The sequence below is a fragment of the Reichenbachiella sp. MSK19-1 genome (assembly GCF_003590315.1).
Classification (GTDB): Bacteria; Bacteroidota; Bacteroidia; order Cytophagales; family Cyclobacteriaceae; genus Reichenbachiella; species Reichenbachiella agariperforans.
In genome coordinates, this window is record NZ_MIER01000002.1 from 1,801,855 (window position 1) to 1,818,492 (window position 16,638).

The 16,638-nt window shown below is 42.2% G+C and carries 15 protein-coding genes, 1 tRNA gene and 1 pseudogene; 15 read left to right on the plus strand and 2 right to left on the minus strand.

Going from position 1 to position 16,638, the window contains the following annotated elements; translation table 11 throughout:
* Positions 1-88 precede the first annotated feature (88 nt).
* The 14 genes from BGP76_RS07370 (at position 89) to bshB1 (ending at position 14,573) form a co-directional block, all read left to right on the plus strand.
* Positions 89-2,632: a DUF5686 and carboxypeptidase regulatory-like domain-containing protein gene (locus BGP76_RS07370; RefSeq protein ID WP_158584118.1), complete on the plus strand. Its 2,544-nt coding sequence runs from the start codon at positions 89-91 to the stop codon at positions 2,630-2,632.
* Between the two features lie 242 nt (positions 2,633-2,874).
* Complete coding sequence (locus tag BGP76_RS20155) at positions 2,875-3,207, plus strand: hypothetical protein (protein WP_147407404.1); 333 nt, start codon at positions 2,875-2,877, stop codon at positions 3,205-3,207.
* A 103-nt stretch (positions 3,208-3,310) separates the two neighbouring features.
* Positions 3,311-4,036, plus strand: a complete 726-nt coding sequence (locus BGP76_RS07375; RefSeq protein ID WP_221409853.1) for a CPCC family cysteine-rich protein — start codon at positions 3,311-3,313, stop codon at positions 4,034-4,036.
* A 571-nt stretch (positions 4,037-4,607) separates the two neighbouring features.
* Positions 4,608-4,793 carry a hypothetical protein gene (locus BGP76_RS07380; protein WP_073123424.1) on the plus strand — a complete coding sequence of 62 codons (186 nt, stop codon included), beginning with the start codon at positions 4,608-4,610 and terminating at the stop codon, positions 4,791-4,793.
* Positions 4,781-5,086, plus strand: coding sequence for a type II toxin-antitoxin system RelE/ParE family toxin (locus BGP76_RS20605; protein WP_119844343.1), 306 nt, complete (start codon positions 4,781-4,783; stop codon positions 5,084-5,086). Before BGP76_RS07380 ends, BGP76_RS20605 begins: the two co-directional genes overlap by 13 nt.
* A gap of 585 nt (positions 5,087-5,671) precedes the next feature.
* Positions 5,672-6,391 carry a hypothetical protein gene (locus BGP76_RS07390; protein ID WP_073123404.1) on the plus strand — a complete coding sequence of 240 codons (720 nt, stop codon included), beginning with the start codon at positions 5,672-5,674 and terminating at the stop codon, positions 6,389-6,391.
* Positions 6,392-7,014: 623 nt separating this feature from the next.
* On the plus strand, positions 7,015-7,200 hold the full coding sequence (locus BGP76_RS07395; protein WP_073123424.1) for a hypothetical protein: 186 nt from the start codon (positions 7,015-7,017) through the stop codon (positions 7,198-7,200).
* Between the two features lie 619 nt (positions 7,201-7,819).
* Positions 7,820-8,719: an FkbM family methyltransferase gene (locus BGP76_RS07400; RefSeq protein ID WP_119844148.1), complete on the plus strand. Its 900-nt coding sequence runs from the start codon at positions 7,820-7,822 to the stop codon at positions 8,717-8,719.
* A gap of 464 nt (positions 8,720-9,183) precedes the next feature.
* Positions 9,184-9,978: an alpha/beta hydrolase gene (locus BGP76_RS07405; RefSeq protein WP_119844344.1), complete on the plus strand. Its 795-nt coding sequence runs from the start codon at positions 9,184-9,186 to the stop codon at positions 9,976-9,978.
* On the plus strand, positions 9,962-10,552 hold the full coding sequence (locus BGP76_RS07410) for a hypothetical protein (RefSeq protein WP_119844149.1): 591 nt from the start codon (positions 9,962-9,964) through the stop codon (positions 10,550-10,552). Before BGP76_RS07405 ends, BGP76_RS07410 begins: the two co-directional genes overlap by 17 nt.
* A gap of 312 nt (positions 10,553-10,864) precedes the next feature.
* Entirely contained in the window at positions 10,865-11,728 is an 864-nt protein-coding gene (locus BGP76_RS07415; RefSeq protein ID WP_073123453.1) for an RNA polymerase sigma factor RpoD/SigA, read from the plus strand.
* A 117-nt stretch (positions 11,729-11,845) separates the two neighbouring features.
* Positions 11,846-12,793: a thioredoxin-disulfide reductase gene (trxB, locus tag BGP76_RS07420; RefSeq protein ID WP_119844150.1), complete on the plus strand. Its 948-nt coding sequence runs from the start codon at positions 11,846-11,848 to the stop codon at positions 12,791-12,793.
* Between the two features lie 18 nt (positions 12,794-12,811).
* Entirely contained in the window at positions 12,812-13,834 is a 1,023-nt protein-coding gene (locus tag BGP76_RS07425) for a peptidoglycan DD-metalloendopeptidase family protein (protein WP_255416076.1), read from the plus strand.
* A 22-nt stretch (positions 13,835-13,856) separates the two neighbouring features.
* Positions 13,857-14,573: a bacillithiol biosynthesis deacetylase BshB1 gene (bshB1, locus tag BGP76_RS07430; protein ID WP_119844151.1), complete on the plus strand. Its 717-nt coding sequence runs from the start codon at positions 13,857-13,859 to the stop codon at positions 14,571-14,573.
* A gap of 398 nt (positions 14,574-14,971) precedes the next feature.
* Here bshB1 and BGP76_RS07435 read toward each other — a convergent pair.
* Together BGP76_RS07435 and BGP76_RS07440 are read right to left on the minus strand one after the other, a co-directional pair.
* A pseudogene (locus BGP76_RS07435) lies at positions 14,972-15,709 on the minus strand (site-2 protease family protein); the annotation flags it as partial.
* On the minus strand, positions 15,702-16,319 hold the full coding sequence (locus BGP76_RS07440) for an HAD family phosphatase (protein ID WP_158584120.1): 618 nt from the start codon (positions 16,317-16,319) through the stop codon (positions 15,702-15,704). The pseudogene BGP76_RS07435 and the gene BGP76_RS07440, both read right to left, overlap by 8 nt.
* A gap of 79 nt (positions 16,320-16,398) precedes the next feature.
* Between BGP76_RS07440 and BGP76_RS07445 the strand changes: the two genes are divergently transcribed.
* A tRNA-Ile gene (locus BGP76_RS07445) sits at positions 16,399-16,472 on the plus strand.
* Positions 16,473-16,638: the final 166 nt, after the last annotated feature.

Below are 16,638 nucleotides of genomic sequence, written 5' to 3' on the forward strand. Positions count from 1 at the left end.
TGAATGTTTTTCAGTCCATTTCAATTCCAAATTGATCCATTATCTTTAGCCTTCAATTAATTACACCATCAGCCTAACTGCTTCATCCTTGTTCAGAAAACACCGCTTACATTTCATCCTCTCAATTGGCTGCTGGGTCAGCTTCCTGCTAGGGGCTCAGCTCGCTCATGCGGCTCAAGTCAAAGGAAAGGTCACAGATGAAAACGACAACCCACTCTCCTATGCCACGCTCTATGTGGAAGGCACTACCCTCGGCACCACGACCAATATCGAAGGGGATTACGCCCTGAACCTAAACCCTGGCAACTACAACTTGGTATTTCAGTATGTCGGTTACCTCAAACAAAAACGGTCGATCACCGTGGGGCAAGCCAACGTCCAACTCAATATCCAACTCCAACCTGAGACCCTACAACTCAGAGAGGTCATCGTCAATGCCCAGTCCAAAGACCCGGCCTATGCCATCGTCCAACAAACGATCGATCACAAAAAGCAATTTAGAGAAGAGATCAACGCCTACCAGTGTCAAGTCTATATGAAAGGACTGCAAAGACTCGACGAACGCCCTGACCGCATACTGGGCGTGGAAGTCCCCATCGACACGGGGATCGTTTACTTATCCGAATCTGTATCCGAACTGACTTTTCATCGTCCCGACAAAGTCAAAGAACGAATGATCTCCTCCAAAGTCAGTGGCAACCAGTCAAGCTTTAGCTTTAATCAAGCCTCTCAGACATTGTATTCTATCTATGATGACCTCTTGAAGGTCGAAGGCATCACCGAGCGGGGCTATGTATCGCCACTGGCCAAGAACGCACTGTTTTTCTATGATTATAAACTGGAAGGTGTCATCACAGAAGGCAACTACCTCATCAACAAAATCCGTGTCTATCCCAAGCGAAAAACTGACCCAACCTTTGAGGGGCATCTATACATCCTCGAAGACCTATGGAGAGTCACCAGTTTTGATCTGACCCTGACCAAGGATCACCAGCTCGAATTTCTAGACGAACTCACCGTGACGCAGGTTCATGCGCCCGTCGCAGACAGTACATGGGTGATGCTGTCTCAGAATTTTGAGTTCTATCTCAACACGTTTGGATTCAAAGGATCGGGTTACTTCTCCGCGACCTATTCCGATTACCTGATCGAACTCAATCCCGAGTACTACGACCTCACCTCATCTAACACAGAGACTATCGATACCTCTGGCGTCAAAGCACCCAATCCACAGCTCTCCTACACGTCCATTGACAAAAAAGACATCAAAAACGAAATACTCAAAATAGAAGAAGGCTCTAACGAACGCAGCGATGCATACTGGGACAAAATGCGCCCTATCCCACTGACTACCATCGAGAAAAAAGACTACTATATCAAAGACAGCATAGCTGTCATCAAAAACGCCAAAGCCTACAAAGACTCCACAGACCAAATCCAAAACAAAATAAGTATCGGCAACATCCTCTACTCTGGCTATCAGTATCAAAATAGCTATCAAGAATATACGCTCTCCATCCCGTCTATCATCCAGACCTTGCAGTACAACACCGTAGAAGGCTTACTCTTTAACCTCGGCATACAATACACTCAGTCACACGATGACAACAAGGTCAACCGGGTCACGACACACCTACGCTATGGCATAGCCAGCCATCGGTTTTATGGACAGATGGAATACAGGCACTACCTAAACCACCGCAATTTTGAAACAGTGACTATCAGCGGCGGACAGTTCGTCAAGCAGTTCAACCCTGATGACCCGATCAGTCCTTTCATCAATACACTAGAGACCCTACTGGACAGGCGTAACTACATGAAGCTGTATGAAAGAACCTACCTCGCCCTGGGCTACCAACGGGAAATCACCAATGGCATCATGCTAAAACCTGCCCTGAGTTACAGTCATCGTCACCAGCTCCACAATGAGACAGATTATTCTTTCTTTTACAGAGACAGCAGAGATTTCACCTCGAACACACCCGACCATATCAAAGTGGTAGATACGAGTTTCGAAGACCACAGTGCATTGCAGATTCAACTAGGGGCAGCCATACGTTTTGGACAGAAATATATCTCTCTGCCAGACAAAAAGATCATCGTAGAGAACAAGTATCCCAAACTCAACATCACCTACACCAAAGGCATAGCGACACTAGGTGCAGATATAGACTATGACAAACTAGAACTAGAAGTGGAAGATGACATATCCATGGGACTGTTCGGAACCAGTACCTATCGACTGGGAGCGGGAGCATTCCTGAATCGTAAAAACATGGAATTCATGGATTATCAACACTTCAACACCAATGCCTCGGTACTGGCACGGTATGACGAGGGGTATTTCCAGTTGCTAGACTACTACTACTACAGTACAGATCAGCACTGGGCAGAAGGACATCTGGTGCACCATTTCAACGGATTCATGTTTAACAAACTACCCCTCATCAGGAAAACGAAAGTGCAGGCCGTAGCCTCACTGCACTATCTATACACAGACGCTATCGACAACTATCTCGAAATGGGCTTTGGCGTAGAACATATCTTCAAACTCATGCGCATAGACTACTTTAGCTCCTTCATCGACGGCCATCACGAAGCACATGGCATTCGTCTAGGCTTTGGGTTCTGATTCCCTAGGTCAATGATTAGCCCCCATAGAGAAACAATCCGTTTGCCCCGCTTTTATCAAGCGGACTATTTTCCCTACCGCATTGACTACCTAAGCGTATAATATCATCTCCGATTTTTATAGATACGCCTCACTTTGATCTGTCTGCGCAGACTTTGTCCCAAACCTACTGAAGCTTTACCAAAAACCTACTGATACTTTGCCACAAACCTGCTGTGACTTTATGCTAAACCTGTACAGGTTTGCTAGAAAACCCGCGCAGACTTTGCTCTGAACCTGCGCAGATTTTGCTCCGAACCCGCGCAGACTTTAGATCAAACCTGCGCAGACTTTGCTCCGAATCTGCGCAGACTTTAGGTCAAACCCGTGCAGACTTTGAGTCAAACCTGCGCGGGTTTTTGAAAAGACAAAACCAGCCCCTTTCTGCAGCCTGCAGGACAGTATTTAGCATCACGGTTTCCTTCCCGATGACATCAGGAACAAATCCCGACACACTGCACTGCCCCCTGTATCTAGGTATATACAGGCTGCACTTTGATCTTAGAGACCCGCTTGCTTGTATCTATCAGGGCTAAGGGGTATTCTTGGGGATATCAATGACTGACATAGTGTTGATACCAATAATATATATACGCAATTGCGTATAGCGAAGTGTTACAGCACATTAAATAAAAAGAATTGCGAATAGAAAAAGACGAATATTGCCCATGCTGTGGATTCTCAACATTCATCTCAAAGGAGAGAATGGAATATTCAATTTGTCCTATTTGCTACTGGGAAGACGACCCAGTACAATTTGAAGAACCATATTATGAAGGAGGTGCGAATAGAGTGTCATTGATTCAAGCAAGAATTAATTATAATGAATTTGGTGCTTGTGAGCTGGATATGAAGAAGTATGTTCGATCAGCTTTTAAAACTGATAAAAGAAAACAGTATTCTCATGAATATCTCTTCCAAAATAAATTGATTCCTTATTGGTATCAATTACTAAAGCAATATTTAAGAAATGCTAATAAATCAGGATTGACAATTCCATATTTGTATGGAGGACAAAATGAAATAAATTGTGAATCAGTCGACTTTGAAAATTTCCTAGAATCACTTATTACTTACAATGCACCTAAAAACTTAACAATTCAAAATTGTAAAAACATAGGCGAATATGTAATTGGTTTAGATCAAGACGGATATTTATCGAAAAATCCGAACATAAATAGAATAGGTCAAATTATAATTCTCGATCAATCTTGGAATGAAATTGAAGTTTCAACATGGATTAAATCGATAATAAATCATTACTCTGAAAAAGTCGCAAAAGGCAACTATTCAAAAAATGATGGAATATGGGGACCGTTTAATGAAGAAGACAAAAATTTATTAAGAAGAACAAATGAAAACTAAGCACAATCGAGTAGACGGCTGACGGTCAAATGACCGCCAGTGCGCCTCTCACACCACCCATCGTACGGTTCTTCCCGTATCAAGTACGGGACAGGCTGTACTGGGCGGTTCATCCAATCAGACTTTCTGTCTTGTCTCCCTAAATGAAGGCTATCCCAATATTGGGATCCTTCACGGATTTAGACGTGATTAAATCGCCTGCCCGTTTCAGAACGGGGGTCGGTCAACACCTCACAGTATCCGACCTTGCGACTTGCTAACGATTCGGGCTACGAACCCGCTCGTAAGAGATTTTCACCCGCTGGAACTTTCGTGTTAACTTTGTTAACACATGCACATACTGGGCACACACAAACGCTATGAATGAATGGAGTTTCATCGGTCAGGATATTTTCGTGGGGATTGGAAAGTCCGCCACAAGTAATATATTTGATAAAAGCTGCTGTGGCGGTGAGGAACTCGAAAGGTTAGTACTTTCTAATCCCCACTCATCATAGCTGGTCGTTATATTCCACTCGTCCAGTCGCAAAATGTCGTGGGAATTAACAAGCAGATTTGCTAAATTTGATATATGGACAATCTCAAGGAACATCTGAACACCATAGCGGGGCAACTGACTCCTGACTCAACATTAGAAGACGTGTACGAACAACTTGCTTTGCTGGCAGACATTGAAAAGTCCGAACAAGATGAGCAAGCGAATAGGGTATTCACAACTTCGGAGGTCAAGGAACGACTCAACCAATGGGTAAAGTAGTTTGGACTAAGACCTCTCTCGACCAATTCGAAAGAATCGTTAAATACATCTCTGAAGAACGTGGGAACTCATATGCCAAAATCGTTGGAGCTCGAATAATTGAGCGAACTGAACAACTTGAGGACTTTCCTGAACTTGGATCCAAGGAACCTTTACTTCAACACAAGAAATCTGAATACAGATTTCTTGTGGCTTGGAGCTACAAGATCATTTATCGACTTTCAAAGGACAAAATAACCATCTCTCGTATCTTTCACACTGCTCAGAACCCGAACAAACTGAAAGGAATATAACAGGCGCTAAGCCCAACTCGTGCTCGTTTGTAACGAGGACGCTTTTTTTAAGCATTTGCAATGCGCTTTTCTACATTCAGCATGAGGCACTTTTAGGGTAGTTAAAAGCAGGAAGATTATCAATCCCTACCCTACAGGCCGGCTCCTCGCTAAAAATAGCTAACAGACATTTTCTTTACGCTCCGCCCCAGTTCATCCAATCAGACTTGCTGTCTTGTCTTCCTAAATGAAGGCTATCCCTATATTGGGATTCCTTCACGAATTCAGATGTGATTAAATAGCCTGCCCGTTTCAGAACGGGGGTCGGTCAACACCTCACAGTATCCGACCTTGCGACTTGCTAACGATTCGAGCTACGAACCCGCTCGTAAGGGACTTTCACCCTCTGGAACTTTCGTGTTAACTTTGCTAACACATGCACATACTGGGCACATACATTCTGTGATCAAATCATGGCGATTCAGTTGTGAATGAAAGTTCTCTGCATTCTGAAACTCCGCCATATCTCAGATTTGCCCTATGAATCAAAAGGGATAGCGCAAATCAGAGATTTGTCTATCTTGTAACCGAAACTGAATCACAAAATTGAAATTTGATCCTCCCATAGCCTCTCGAAGTACGGACGAACTAATTGAAATCGCCAACTTTCCCGAAGACTGGAATGCATCTGCCGTTGAACAGGCTCAATGTGAACTTTCGAACAGAGGTGTTTCGGAGGAACTGCAACAGAAAAAGGTAACCGAGTGGAAGAAACAATTACACGCTGAACATAAAATCGAAATGGCCACAAGAGCCATAGAGAGTTTTGGTTGGTACGATCTTTTTTGGATGGCTATCAGATGGCCGTACACAATTGTATTTGGAGGTTGGAGTCTAAAAAAGGAAGGTTTTCTGAGGATGCATAAGGAACGGCTTTATTCAATAGTCGTTGGCATATTACTCTGGGTTTTGATGCTTGTCTGGGTTGATTGGAGTTATAACCGCTCCCAGCGTAAGTTTCAGAACGAGGTTAACAACGCTGACATCTACGAATGGGAAAATGATAACTACTCCGACGAGGAAATTATTGAATTTCGTAAGAAGTCAATCGAACAGCTCATCGAAACCGTTCGATCGAACGAAACCAACGGAACTCCAACGTATGTGATTGTTGACCAAGACACCATTCCAAACTCAGAGGTAGAACAACTCAGAAATATGAACATGCTGAACATTCGTAATGTGGTCTTCGAAGGGGATTTTGAACCCGAACCACATGAATGGATAACAATAAAACTGGTAAAACCAACTCGTCCTCGTTTGTAACGAGGACGCTTTTTTTAAGCATTTGCAATGCGCTTTTCTACATTCAGCATGAGGCACTTTTAGGGTAGTTAAAAGCAGGAAGATTATCAATCCCTACCCTACAGGCCGGCTCCTCGCTAAAAATAGCTAACAGACATTTTCTTTACGCTCCGCCCCAGTTCATCCAATCAGACTTGCTATCTTGTCTTCCTAAATGAAGGCTATCCCAATCTTGGGATTCCTACACGAATTCAGACGTGATTAAATCGCTTGCCCCGTTGCAGAATGGGGTGCGGTCAACACCTCACGGCATCCAACCTTGCGACTTGCTAACGATTCGGGCTACGAACCCGCTCGTAAGGAACTTCCACCCGCTGGAACTTTCGTGTTAACTTTGTTAACACATGCACATACTGGGCACACACAAACGCTATGAATGAATGGAGTTTCATCGGTCAGGATTCTATTGTGGGGATTGGAAAGTCCGCCACAAGTAATATATTTGATAAAAGCTGCTGTGGCGGTGAGGAACTCGAAAGGTTAGTACTTTCTAATCCCCACTCATCATAGCTGGTCGTTATATTCCACTCGTCCAGTCGCAAAATGTCGTGGGAATTAACAAGCAGATTTGCTAAATTTGATATATGGACAATCTCAAGGAACATCTGAACACCATAGCGGGGCAACTGACTCCTGACTCAACATTAGAAGACGTGTACGAACAACTTGCTTTGCTGGCAGACATTGAAAAGTCCGAACAAGATGAGCAAGCGAATAGGGTATTCACAACTTCGGAGGTCAAGGAACGACTCAACCAATGGGTAAAGTAGTTTGGACTAAGACCTCTCTCGACCAATTCGAAAGAATCGTTAAATACATCTCTGAAGAACGTGGGAACTCATATGCCAAAATCGTTGGAGCTACAAGATCATTTATCGACTTTCAAAGGACAAAATAACCATCTCTCGTATCTTTCACACTGCTCAGAACCCGAACAAACTGAAAGGAATATAACAGGCGCTAAGCCCAACTCGTCCTCGTTTGTAACGAGGACGCTTTTTTTAAGCATTTGCTATGCGCTTTTCTACATTCAGCATGAGGCACTTTTAGGTTAGTTAAAAGCAGGAAGATTATCAATCCCTACCCTACAGGCCGGCTCCTCGCTAAAAATGTCTAACAGACATTTTCTTTACGCTCCGCCCCAGTTCATCCAATCAGACTTGCTATCTTGTCTTCCTAAATGAAGACTATCCCAAGATTGGGATTCCTTCACGAATTCAGACGTGATTAAATAGCCTGCCCGTTACAGAACGGGGTTCGGTCAACACCTCACGGTTAATGGCTAAACAAGCTTTTGTGGTTGTGCACGGATCGGCTATCTTTCTGCCTTAATCAAGCTGTGAGGGCACATCGTCCTACACAGACGTTAGCAAAAATTGAAAATACGATATGAGACAAATATTCTACAAAGTAATATATCATCCAACTGTTAATTCAGTATTAAGAAATATAAATAAGGCTTTTTACCCAGTATTTCCTGAAAAAATAAAAATTCCACCCTCAGGAATTTTAACGTTAAAAAATAAAGAGGGAAAAAATTTAAAGATTAAAACAAATCAGACGAATTATCTTACCCAACTAATATTTTGGGAAGATTATCTAAATTTTGAATACACAGATATCTTCATAGAACTCATAAAGAAAATAGGTGTTTTTTATGATATTGGTTCAAATATTGGCTATTATTCATTGCTTGCCGAAATGGAAAACCCAAATATTAAAGTGGTTGCATTTGAACCAGCAAGTGGTCCATTATACTATTTGAAAAAGAACGTTGACATTAACAATTTTAAAAATATAACAGTAGAAGATATAGCTTTATCTGATAAGAATGGAAGTATAACATTCTTCGAAATTAAAAATAAGAAATACACTTACCTTGAACACAATTTAGCGGGAGAAAGCAATGCTGGCAGCAAGACCGAAGGACGTAACTTTGTTCCTGTAAATGTAAAGACACAGACTTTTAATAAATATGTTTCCAATAACAATCATGGAAATATTGATTTGGTGAAGATGGATACTGAGGGGACAGAACATTTAATTTTAAATCATGCAGATGTTATCTTAAAACAAATGAAACCCATAATTATTTGTGAAACCCTTTTTGATACTATTGAACCTGAACTTGAATCTATATTTAATCAGTATAATTATGATTTCTATAATCATACTGAATCAGGATTAAAAAAAGTAACATCTATAACTAGAGACAAAGACAATGGGGTTAGGAATTGTTTCTTCGTTCACCCAAGTAAACATCATCTAATCGAAGAATTTATCCAATAACTTTTGCTAATCGAGTAGACGGCTGACGGTCAAATGACCGCCAGTGCGCCTCTCACACCACCAGATCCTTTCTTCGTCAGACAAGCGGTTCTCAATCCCTACCCTACAGGCTGGCTATCTTGTCTTCCTAAATGAAGGCTATCCCAAGATTGGGATTCCTTCACGAATTCAGACGTGATTAAATCGCCTACCCCATTGCAGAACGGGGTGCGGTCAACACCTCACGGTATCCAACCTTGCGACTTGCTAACGATTCGAGCGACGAACCCGCTCGTAAGGGACTTCCACCCGCTGGAACTTTCGTGTTAACTTTGTTAACTCATGCACATACTGAGTCCATACAAATGATAGGCTCAATGAGCAAATTTTAGTGCAAAACAGTAACTTTAGAAGCATTTGGAAAAGATATGCTCACTGAGCTTATCTGGTCGTTAGCAAAAACTCAAAAACGTCAATTAAACAAAATGAGAGCTCTTTTTTTAATGATAACTTGTTCTTTTTCACTTTTTAGCTGTGAGAAAGAAGAATTAGATATTTCAGGTAAAACAGAAGAATTCACAATGAAGTCATCAATTATAAATGATGATTATCCAATTTTTGTTTTTTTACCCTCGAATTATAATCCCTACGAGCCAAATGAACTAATAATAGCGCTTGATGGTGAGTTTAGGTTTGACGATATAGCAAATATTATTTCTGAAAAGTCGCAGAATGGAAGTATTCCCCCCTGTATTTTTATAGCTATTGGGAATTCAGGAGAAAGAAATCGGGACTATACCCCTACAAAATATGAACATGGCAAAGGAGGGGCTGAAAATTTTTATGCTTTTTTAAAAAATGAACTAATACCAGAGCTTGAGTCCAGATACAGCATAGATACATTAAACACAAAAACCTTAATTGGAAATTCCTTTGGAGGGCTTTTTACCAATTATGTGATGTTTCAAAACAGAATTGACAATCCTTTCAATAAATTCATTTCTGTTGGTTGTTCCTTTTGGTTTGATTCAGGAGTTATTTTTGAATACGAAGAGAATTATTCCCTAAATCATTCTGACTTAGATGTAAAATACTATTCAGGAATGGGAACATTGGAAGGCGGCATTAACCTTGGCTCATTTGATGAAATGAATGATAGATTAAAAAACAGGTCTTATTCTCATCTTCTAATGAACACGGAATTTATAGAAAAACATGGGCATTCGGGTACCGCTACAATTGGATTTAAGAATGGATTAAATTATGTATTTACAAATTAAAACGTACAGTATATTTTTGGCATTATGCACATTAGTATTGAGTAATGTATATGCACAAAAAGAAATTCAAAATTCTAATTCAATTGAAATAGGATTTATTGTTGCGGGTAATGAAACTGTTTATTATGGTGGCTATGGTGAATTTACAGTGCCTTTATCACAAAGAAAAAACTACTTCACTTTAGGAGCTTCTCTAACCAGTTATTTTGACTTCAAAGGGGAATCAACTAGTGAAGCTTATCTTAAAAATGATGTGGATATGAGAGTATTGCCAAATTTAGTCGCAGGTTATTCTTTAAATTTCAACAAGTTTCAGTTTAATCTTGAAATACCCATTGGTTTGAGCATTGCTATAACAAAGGGAACTTTAGTCAATGAAAAAATAGGATTTGAACGAGAATATTCAAACAAGGAAATATTTTTTAATTACGGCATTGCATTTTCTCCTAAGTATAGAATTAATAATACTAACCAAATTGGTTTAAATGCCTTTCTGTCCTTAGTTCAAGATAAAGCACAGTCAGGTTATCAATTTGGCATTAATTGGACAAAATATATTTTGAAAAAACAATAGTCACACAGGCAAATACAATTCGTGGGCAAATCTCTTCCAACGGTTCACAAATATTTCTAACAATCTCTACCATCCTACGCCCAATCCGTTTTGAACACAGCTGCCCTGACCAACATTGGGTTGATATGCGATTTTGCATCATTTCAATATCTAATCTAACCTCTTTTCTCTGTCTACACACAGATAATTTATTGAACTTCCTTCTATCGATTATAATTTATTAAAACTCATACATTTACGCCTGAGAGAATTTATTATATTACGAAGAGAATTGTTTGGTCAATAAGTTTCAAATCATCAAAACCAGCATAGATGCGTCAACTTAAAATCACAAAGCAAATCACCAACCGTGAGAGTCCCTCTCTAGAAAAGTACCTCCATGAAATCAGTAAGGTAGAGCTCATCACTGCCGAACAGGAAGTATTACTGGCCCAAAAGATCAAGGCAGGCGATCAGATCGCATTAGAACGCCTGATCAAAGCCAACCTCAGGTTCGTCATTTCTGTAGCCAAACAGTACCAAAACCAAGGGCTAACACTCAGTGATCTAATCAATGAAGGCAACCTAGGATTGATCAAAGCAGCTCAGCGATTTGATGAAACACGTGGGTTCAAATTCATCTCCTATGCCGTCTGGTGGATACGTCAATCCGTACTACAGGCACTGGCCGAGCAAGCGCGAATCGTGCGCCTTCCGCAAAACCGTGTCGGCTCCATCTCCAAAATCACCAAAGCATTTGCGGTACTAGAGCAGCAGTTCGAACGAGAGCCTACGCACGAAGAGATAGCAGACATGCTAGAGATCACACTCGATGAGGTGATCTTAGCCACCAAAAATTCCAGTAGACACATTTCCATGGATGCCCCCTTCTCTCAAGGCGAAGAAGGCAGCCTACTAGATGTGATGCCAGATACTGCCAGCAAAGAACCAGACGATGAACTAGAAAACGACTCGTTGAAGAGTGAAGTAAAGCGCGTCCTCTCTACCCTCACACATAGAGAATCTCAGGTCATCAAATACTATTTCGGGTTAGAAGACGGGCATCCCTTGACACTGGACGAGATAGGCTACCGAATAGAGCTGACCCGTGAACGTGTGAGGCAAATCAAAGAAAAAGCCATCAGAAGACTACGTCACACGACCAAAACACAAAACCTTAAAGTTTTCCTTGGGTAGGCTCATCAAATTTTTCGATCTCCTCTAAACTATTTTTGATGAGAATTGTTCTGCATATGGTGAACACCCATTCTATATTTGCGTTCATCACAAACGGACAATTCAAGATTTGTAAAAATGACAGAGGAAAAAATAAAAGTACTAATCATAGGATCAGGACCTGCAGGATATACAGCAGCCATATATGCATCTAGAGCAGGTTTAAATCCAGTATTGTATACAGGAGGCGAGCCAGGTGGACAGCTCACTACGACCAACGATGTGGAGAACTTCCCAGGATACCCAGACGGAATCAATGGCCCAGCTATGATGACCGACTTGCAAAAGCAAGCGGAACGTTTCGGAACTGATATCAGATTCGGACTAGCGACATCAGTAGATTTCTCATCCTACCCGCACAAAGTGATCGTGGACGAGAAGCACGAAATCACAGCTGAAGCAGTTATTATCTCTACAGGAGCAAGTGCGCAGTACCTCGGTCTACCCTCTGAGAAAAGACTCATGAACGTAGGTGTATCTGCATGTGCCGTATGTGATGGCTTCTTCTACAAAGGAAAAGAAGTAGCCGTAGTAGGTGGTGGAGACACTGCTGCAGAAGAAGCAACTTACCTCGCTAATATCTGTCCAAAAGTCTACCTACTCGTGCGTAGAGACGAAATGAGAGCGTCACAGATCATGCAAGAGCGTGTCAAAAACACCCCAAACATCGAGATCCTCTGGAACACCTCTACAGACGAAATCTTAGGAAAAGACGAAGTAGAAGGCATGCGTGTGGTTAACAATATCACAGGAGAGAAAAAGGAAATTCCACTTAGCGGATTTTTTGTCGCTATCGGACATAAACCTAATACTGACATATTCAAAGAATACCTCGATACGGACGAAGCAGGCTATCTGATTGTCGAGCCAGGTACGAGCAAAACCAAAATCGAAGGAGTATTCGTAACAGGTGATGCAGCGGACAAGGTTTATAGACAAGCAGTTACAGCAGCAGGTACAGGCTGTATGGGTGCCCTAGATGCTGAGCGCTTCTTGGCGGCCAAAGAATTTGAACTAGCAAAATAGTCTTAGTACATTCGCAGCATGAAGAGAAGTATAGCAATAGGCTTCTTTCTATTCTTAATGATACCATCTAAATCCTTTAGTCAAGAAAAAAGACTAAAGGATTTTTTTCATTTCAAGAATAAAAAGATAGAAAGCGCAGTAGCACCCGACACCATTCAGGTCATCGATGACAACATGTTTACCATCGATGACTCCTACCTAGACAGTCTCGCATGGGAAGAACAGCGCATATTAGAAGAAGAGATGAGGGCTGATATAGATACTGGACAAATCATCCTCTTCTATGATTCACCAGTGGAGGTCTCAGAGCAACTCTACATCGACTCAGTCTGGGTTACGATCCGTGAATATTACAGCATCTGGAGCTCTAACAAAATCAACCCTTACGATCTCGATGGAGAGAATTTCTCCGATACAGTCAAACTACCTCTCACCTATGCCAATCCATCACTGGACTGGTCTATGCCACTAGAGCAAATGACCATCACCTCCCCATTCGGTCTACGCAGATGGAAATGGCACTATGGGGACGATATCCGGCTCAATGTTGGCGACTCAGTACATGTGGCTTTTGACGGAATCGTCAGACTGGCGCGCTACGATCGCTATGGCTATGGCTACTATATCCTCGTCCGTCACTACAACGGCCTAGAGACCCTGTACGGTCACCTCAGCAAACAACTCGTAGAACCCGGTGACATTCTCAAAGCAGGTGATGTGCTCGGCCTAGGTGGTAGTACAGGACGCAGCTCTGGCCCTCACCTTCACTTCGAGGTACGCTACCAAGGCAATGCCATCAAGCCTACAGACGTCTTTGATTTTGACAACAATGCTTTGATCAGTCCAGAGTTAGAAATCAACGCTTCAACCTTTTCCTATCTCAAAGAAGCCAGAAAAGTAAGGTATCACCGCGTACGCAGTGGAGATACACTGAGCTATATCAGCTATCGCTACGGTGTATCGATCAGCACGATCTGTAGGCTTAACGGAATTCGTAGAAATTCAATTCTACGTATCGGACAAAGAATCCGAATCACCTAACTTGTACACATAACTTAGTCTTATGAAATTAGACGTATTAGCATTCGCTGCCCACCCAGACGATATCGAACTCTCTTGCGGTGGCACCCTCCTATCATTAGCCGCACAAGGTAAGAAGACTGGTATCGTTGATTTTACCAGAGGGGAAATGGGTACTCGAGGTACCCCCGAGATCAGAGACCAAGAAGCCGCCGCTGCTGCACAGATATTGCACCTGACTGCCAGAGAGAACCTAGGTTTCAAAGATGTGTATTTTGAGAATAACGATGCGCATGTGCTTGAAGTAGTCAAAATGATACGCAAGTACCAACCGAGTATCATTCTCGCCAACTCGATATCGGATAGACATCCTGATCATGGCAAAGCTGCTGCTATCGTCAAGAAAGCCCTGTTCATCGCAGGACTAAAAAAAGTAGAAACGATACTTGAAGGTGAAACTCAAGAGATTTGGCGTGCAGATAACCTCTACCACTACATCCAGACGGACTACCATCACCCGGACTTTGTCGTAGATGTATCAAACTACTGGACCAAAAGAATGGAAGCAGTACGTGCGTACCAATCTCAGTTTTTTAATCCATCGGCCGGAGCATCCAACACGCTCATTTCTTCTCCTGAGTTCATGGAACTGCTCGAAGCACGAGCAAGAGAGTATGGAATGGCCATTCGTGTCAAATACGGAGAAGGATTCGTCAAAGACAGAATGCTCGGTGTGTCTGACTTGACCTCCTTGCGCTGAGGTTCGATGATATCGAATGGTTTTGGACTAAAACACAATATAAACACCAAGATAGCTATCCAGCCTAGTATTTTGCGTTTCACATCCAAAGGCCGATCAATCAATACAGGTGGATGATAGATCCCAATCACTCGCCCTAAGACAAATGAAAACAACAACCAACCCGCATAGCCTTCTACCATAGGGTAGAAATATACGGTCAGTAGCTGTGCCGCAAACACCCCAAGTGCATACATCACACGATCTGTTTTCCTCTCGGTAAACTTGTGCAAACACAGATATAAAAACCCGAAATAGATCAGCTCATCGATCATCCAAGCTGACACATCAAAGGGGCTCATCAACCCCAGTCCTGCGTAATACACAAAGCACAAAAAGAAGATTTTGGAAAAAAGACGATGATTTTTAGACCCGATCAACCCATACATGATATGTCCACCATCGAGCTGACCTATAGGCAAAAGGTTCAACGCGGTAAAAAACAGTGCCAAATAACCCGCAAACAAAAACGGATAATGAATCAACTCGTAACTGTGAGGGATCAAACTCACATCTGACACGACATACTCCTCAAAAAAGGAAAACAACAAATTCGGTCCCAAGACCATGACCATCATCCCTTCTTCCTGATAGGCATGTGCTGGGTAATCAGCCCCCCACTGCTCATACTCGGGATGAATATCATAGAGATAATCCATACTTGGTAGATTCGAGAACCCATACCATAGCACAAAAAATGCAACCACAAAACCGGCCAATGGCCCAGCAATTCCTATATCGAAATACTTCTTTCGACTTTCTACCCGCTCCTTGATCTTGATAAATGCCCCCATCGTACCAATGGATGGACTCCCCATGAACCCCAACCAAAACGGTATATAATAAGGCAGCGTTACTTTCACTTTGTGATACTGCGCCATAAAATAATGTCCAAACTCATGTACCGACAGTATCAGTAGAAAGGTCAAAGAGAACGAAAAACCATCCATAAACTCAGCCCATCCTACAGTCTCTTCTCCATAGAGTAGCGACTTGCCACTCATCCACTCCGCACCTGATATTGTCGTGGTGATTAGTGTCAGAACAAAGAGTCCAATCTGAATATAAGTTTGCTTCTTGCCTTCTGTATTAAACATGGTCGGTAAGTTGAAAAATATGATCTGGAGTAGTGATATGCATCGTATGAATCCCTACAGAGGCTGCCCCCTTCAGATTCTCAGGTTTGTCGTCTAAGAAGATACATTCATTCGCTGATTTGCCTGACTGCCGCAGTACCTCTTCATAAATATCAGCATTGGGCTTGCGTAGATGGAGACGGTGCGAAAAGTACACTTCATGGGCAAAGTCATGCAAAGACGCCTTCCCACTCACCTCAGCAAGTATCTGGTTAAACGCCGTCTCATGTATCTCGTTGGTATTACTGAGGATCAACACGCTATATTCTTTTTGCAACTGCAGCATAAAATCTAACCTCGCCATAGGGATCTCCCCTAACATGGCATTCCATGCCTGATCGATCACATCGTCAGTCGCATCCGTCTCCATCAGTTGGCGGATAGCAGTTCTAAACTCCACACTGGAGATCAGCCCCATCTCGTAGCGTTTGAACACATCAGAGACCTGATACATCTCGACTACCTGCGCTATCGGCTTACCAGATAGTTCTGCAAAAGCCCGGACAGTGGCTTGTTCATCTAGATTGATGATAACGCCACCCAAATCGAAAATAATTGTATTGATATTCAAAGGAAATGTTTGTGATATAAACGGCAAATATGTAACATTGCACTCCCAAATTCAAGGCAGTCGCAAAGACTATTTTGAAGGGCCTATAGCTCAGTTGGTTAGAGCACCTGACTCATAATCAGGTGGTCCCTGGTTCGAGCCCAGGTGGGCCCACAACATATACTGAATATCAGTTACTTGCATGTAAAGGTAACGATAAAGGTATCAAAACAGCACCCTTTGTTCTACTTGAGCAAAGGGTGTTTTGCTTTAAGGTCAAAAAGTTGGATGATTTTATATTTCATACATCTATTTGAATATTCCTCTCCGCTGTCACTCA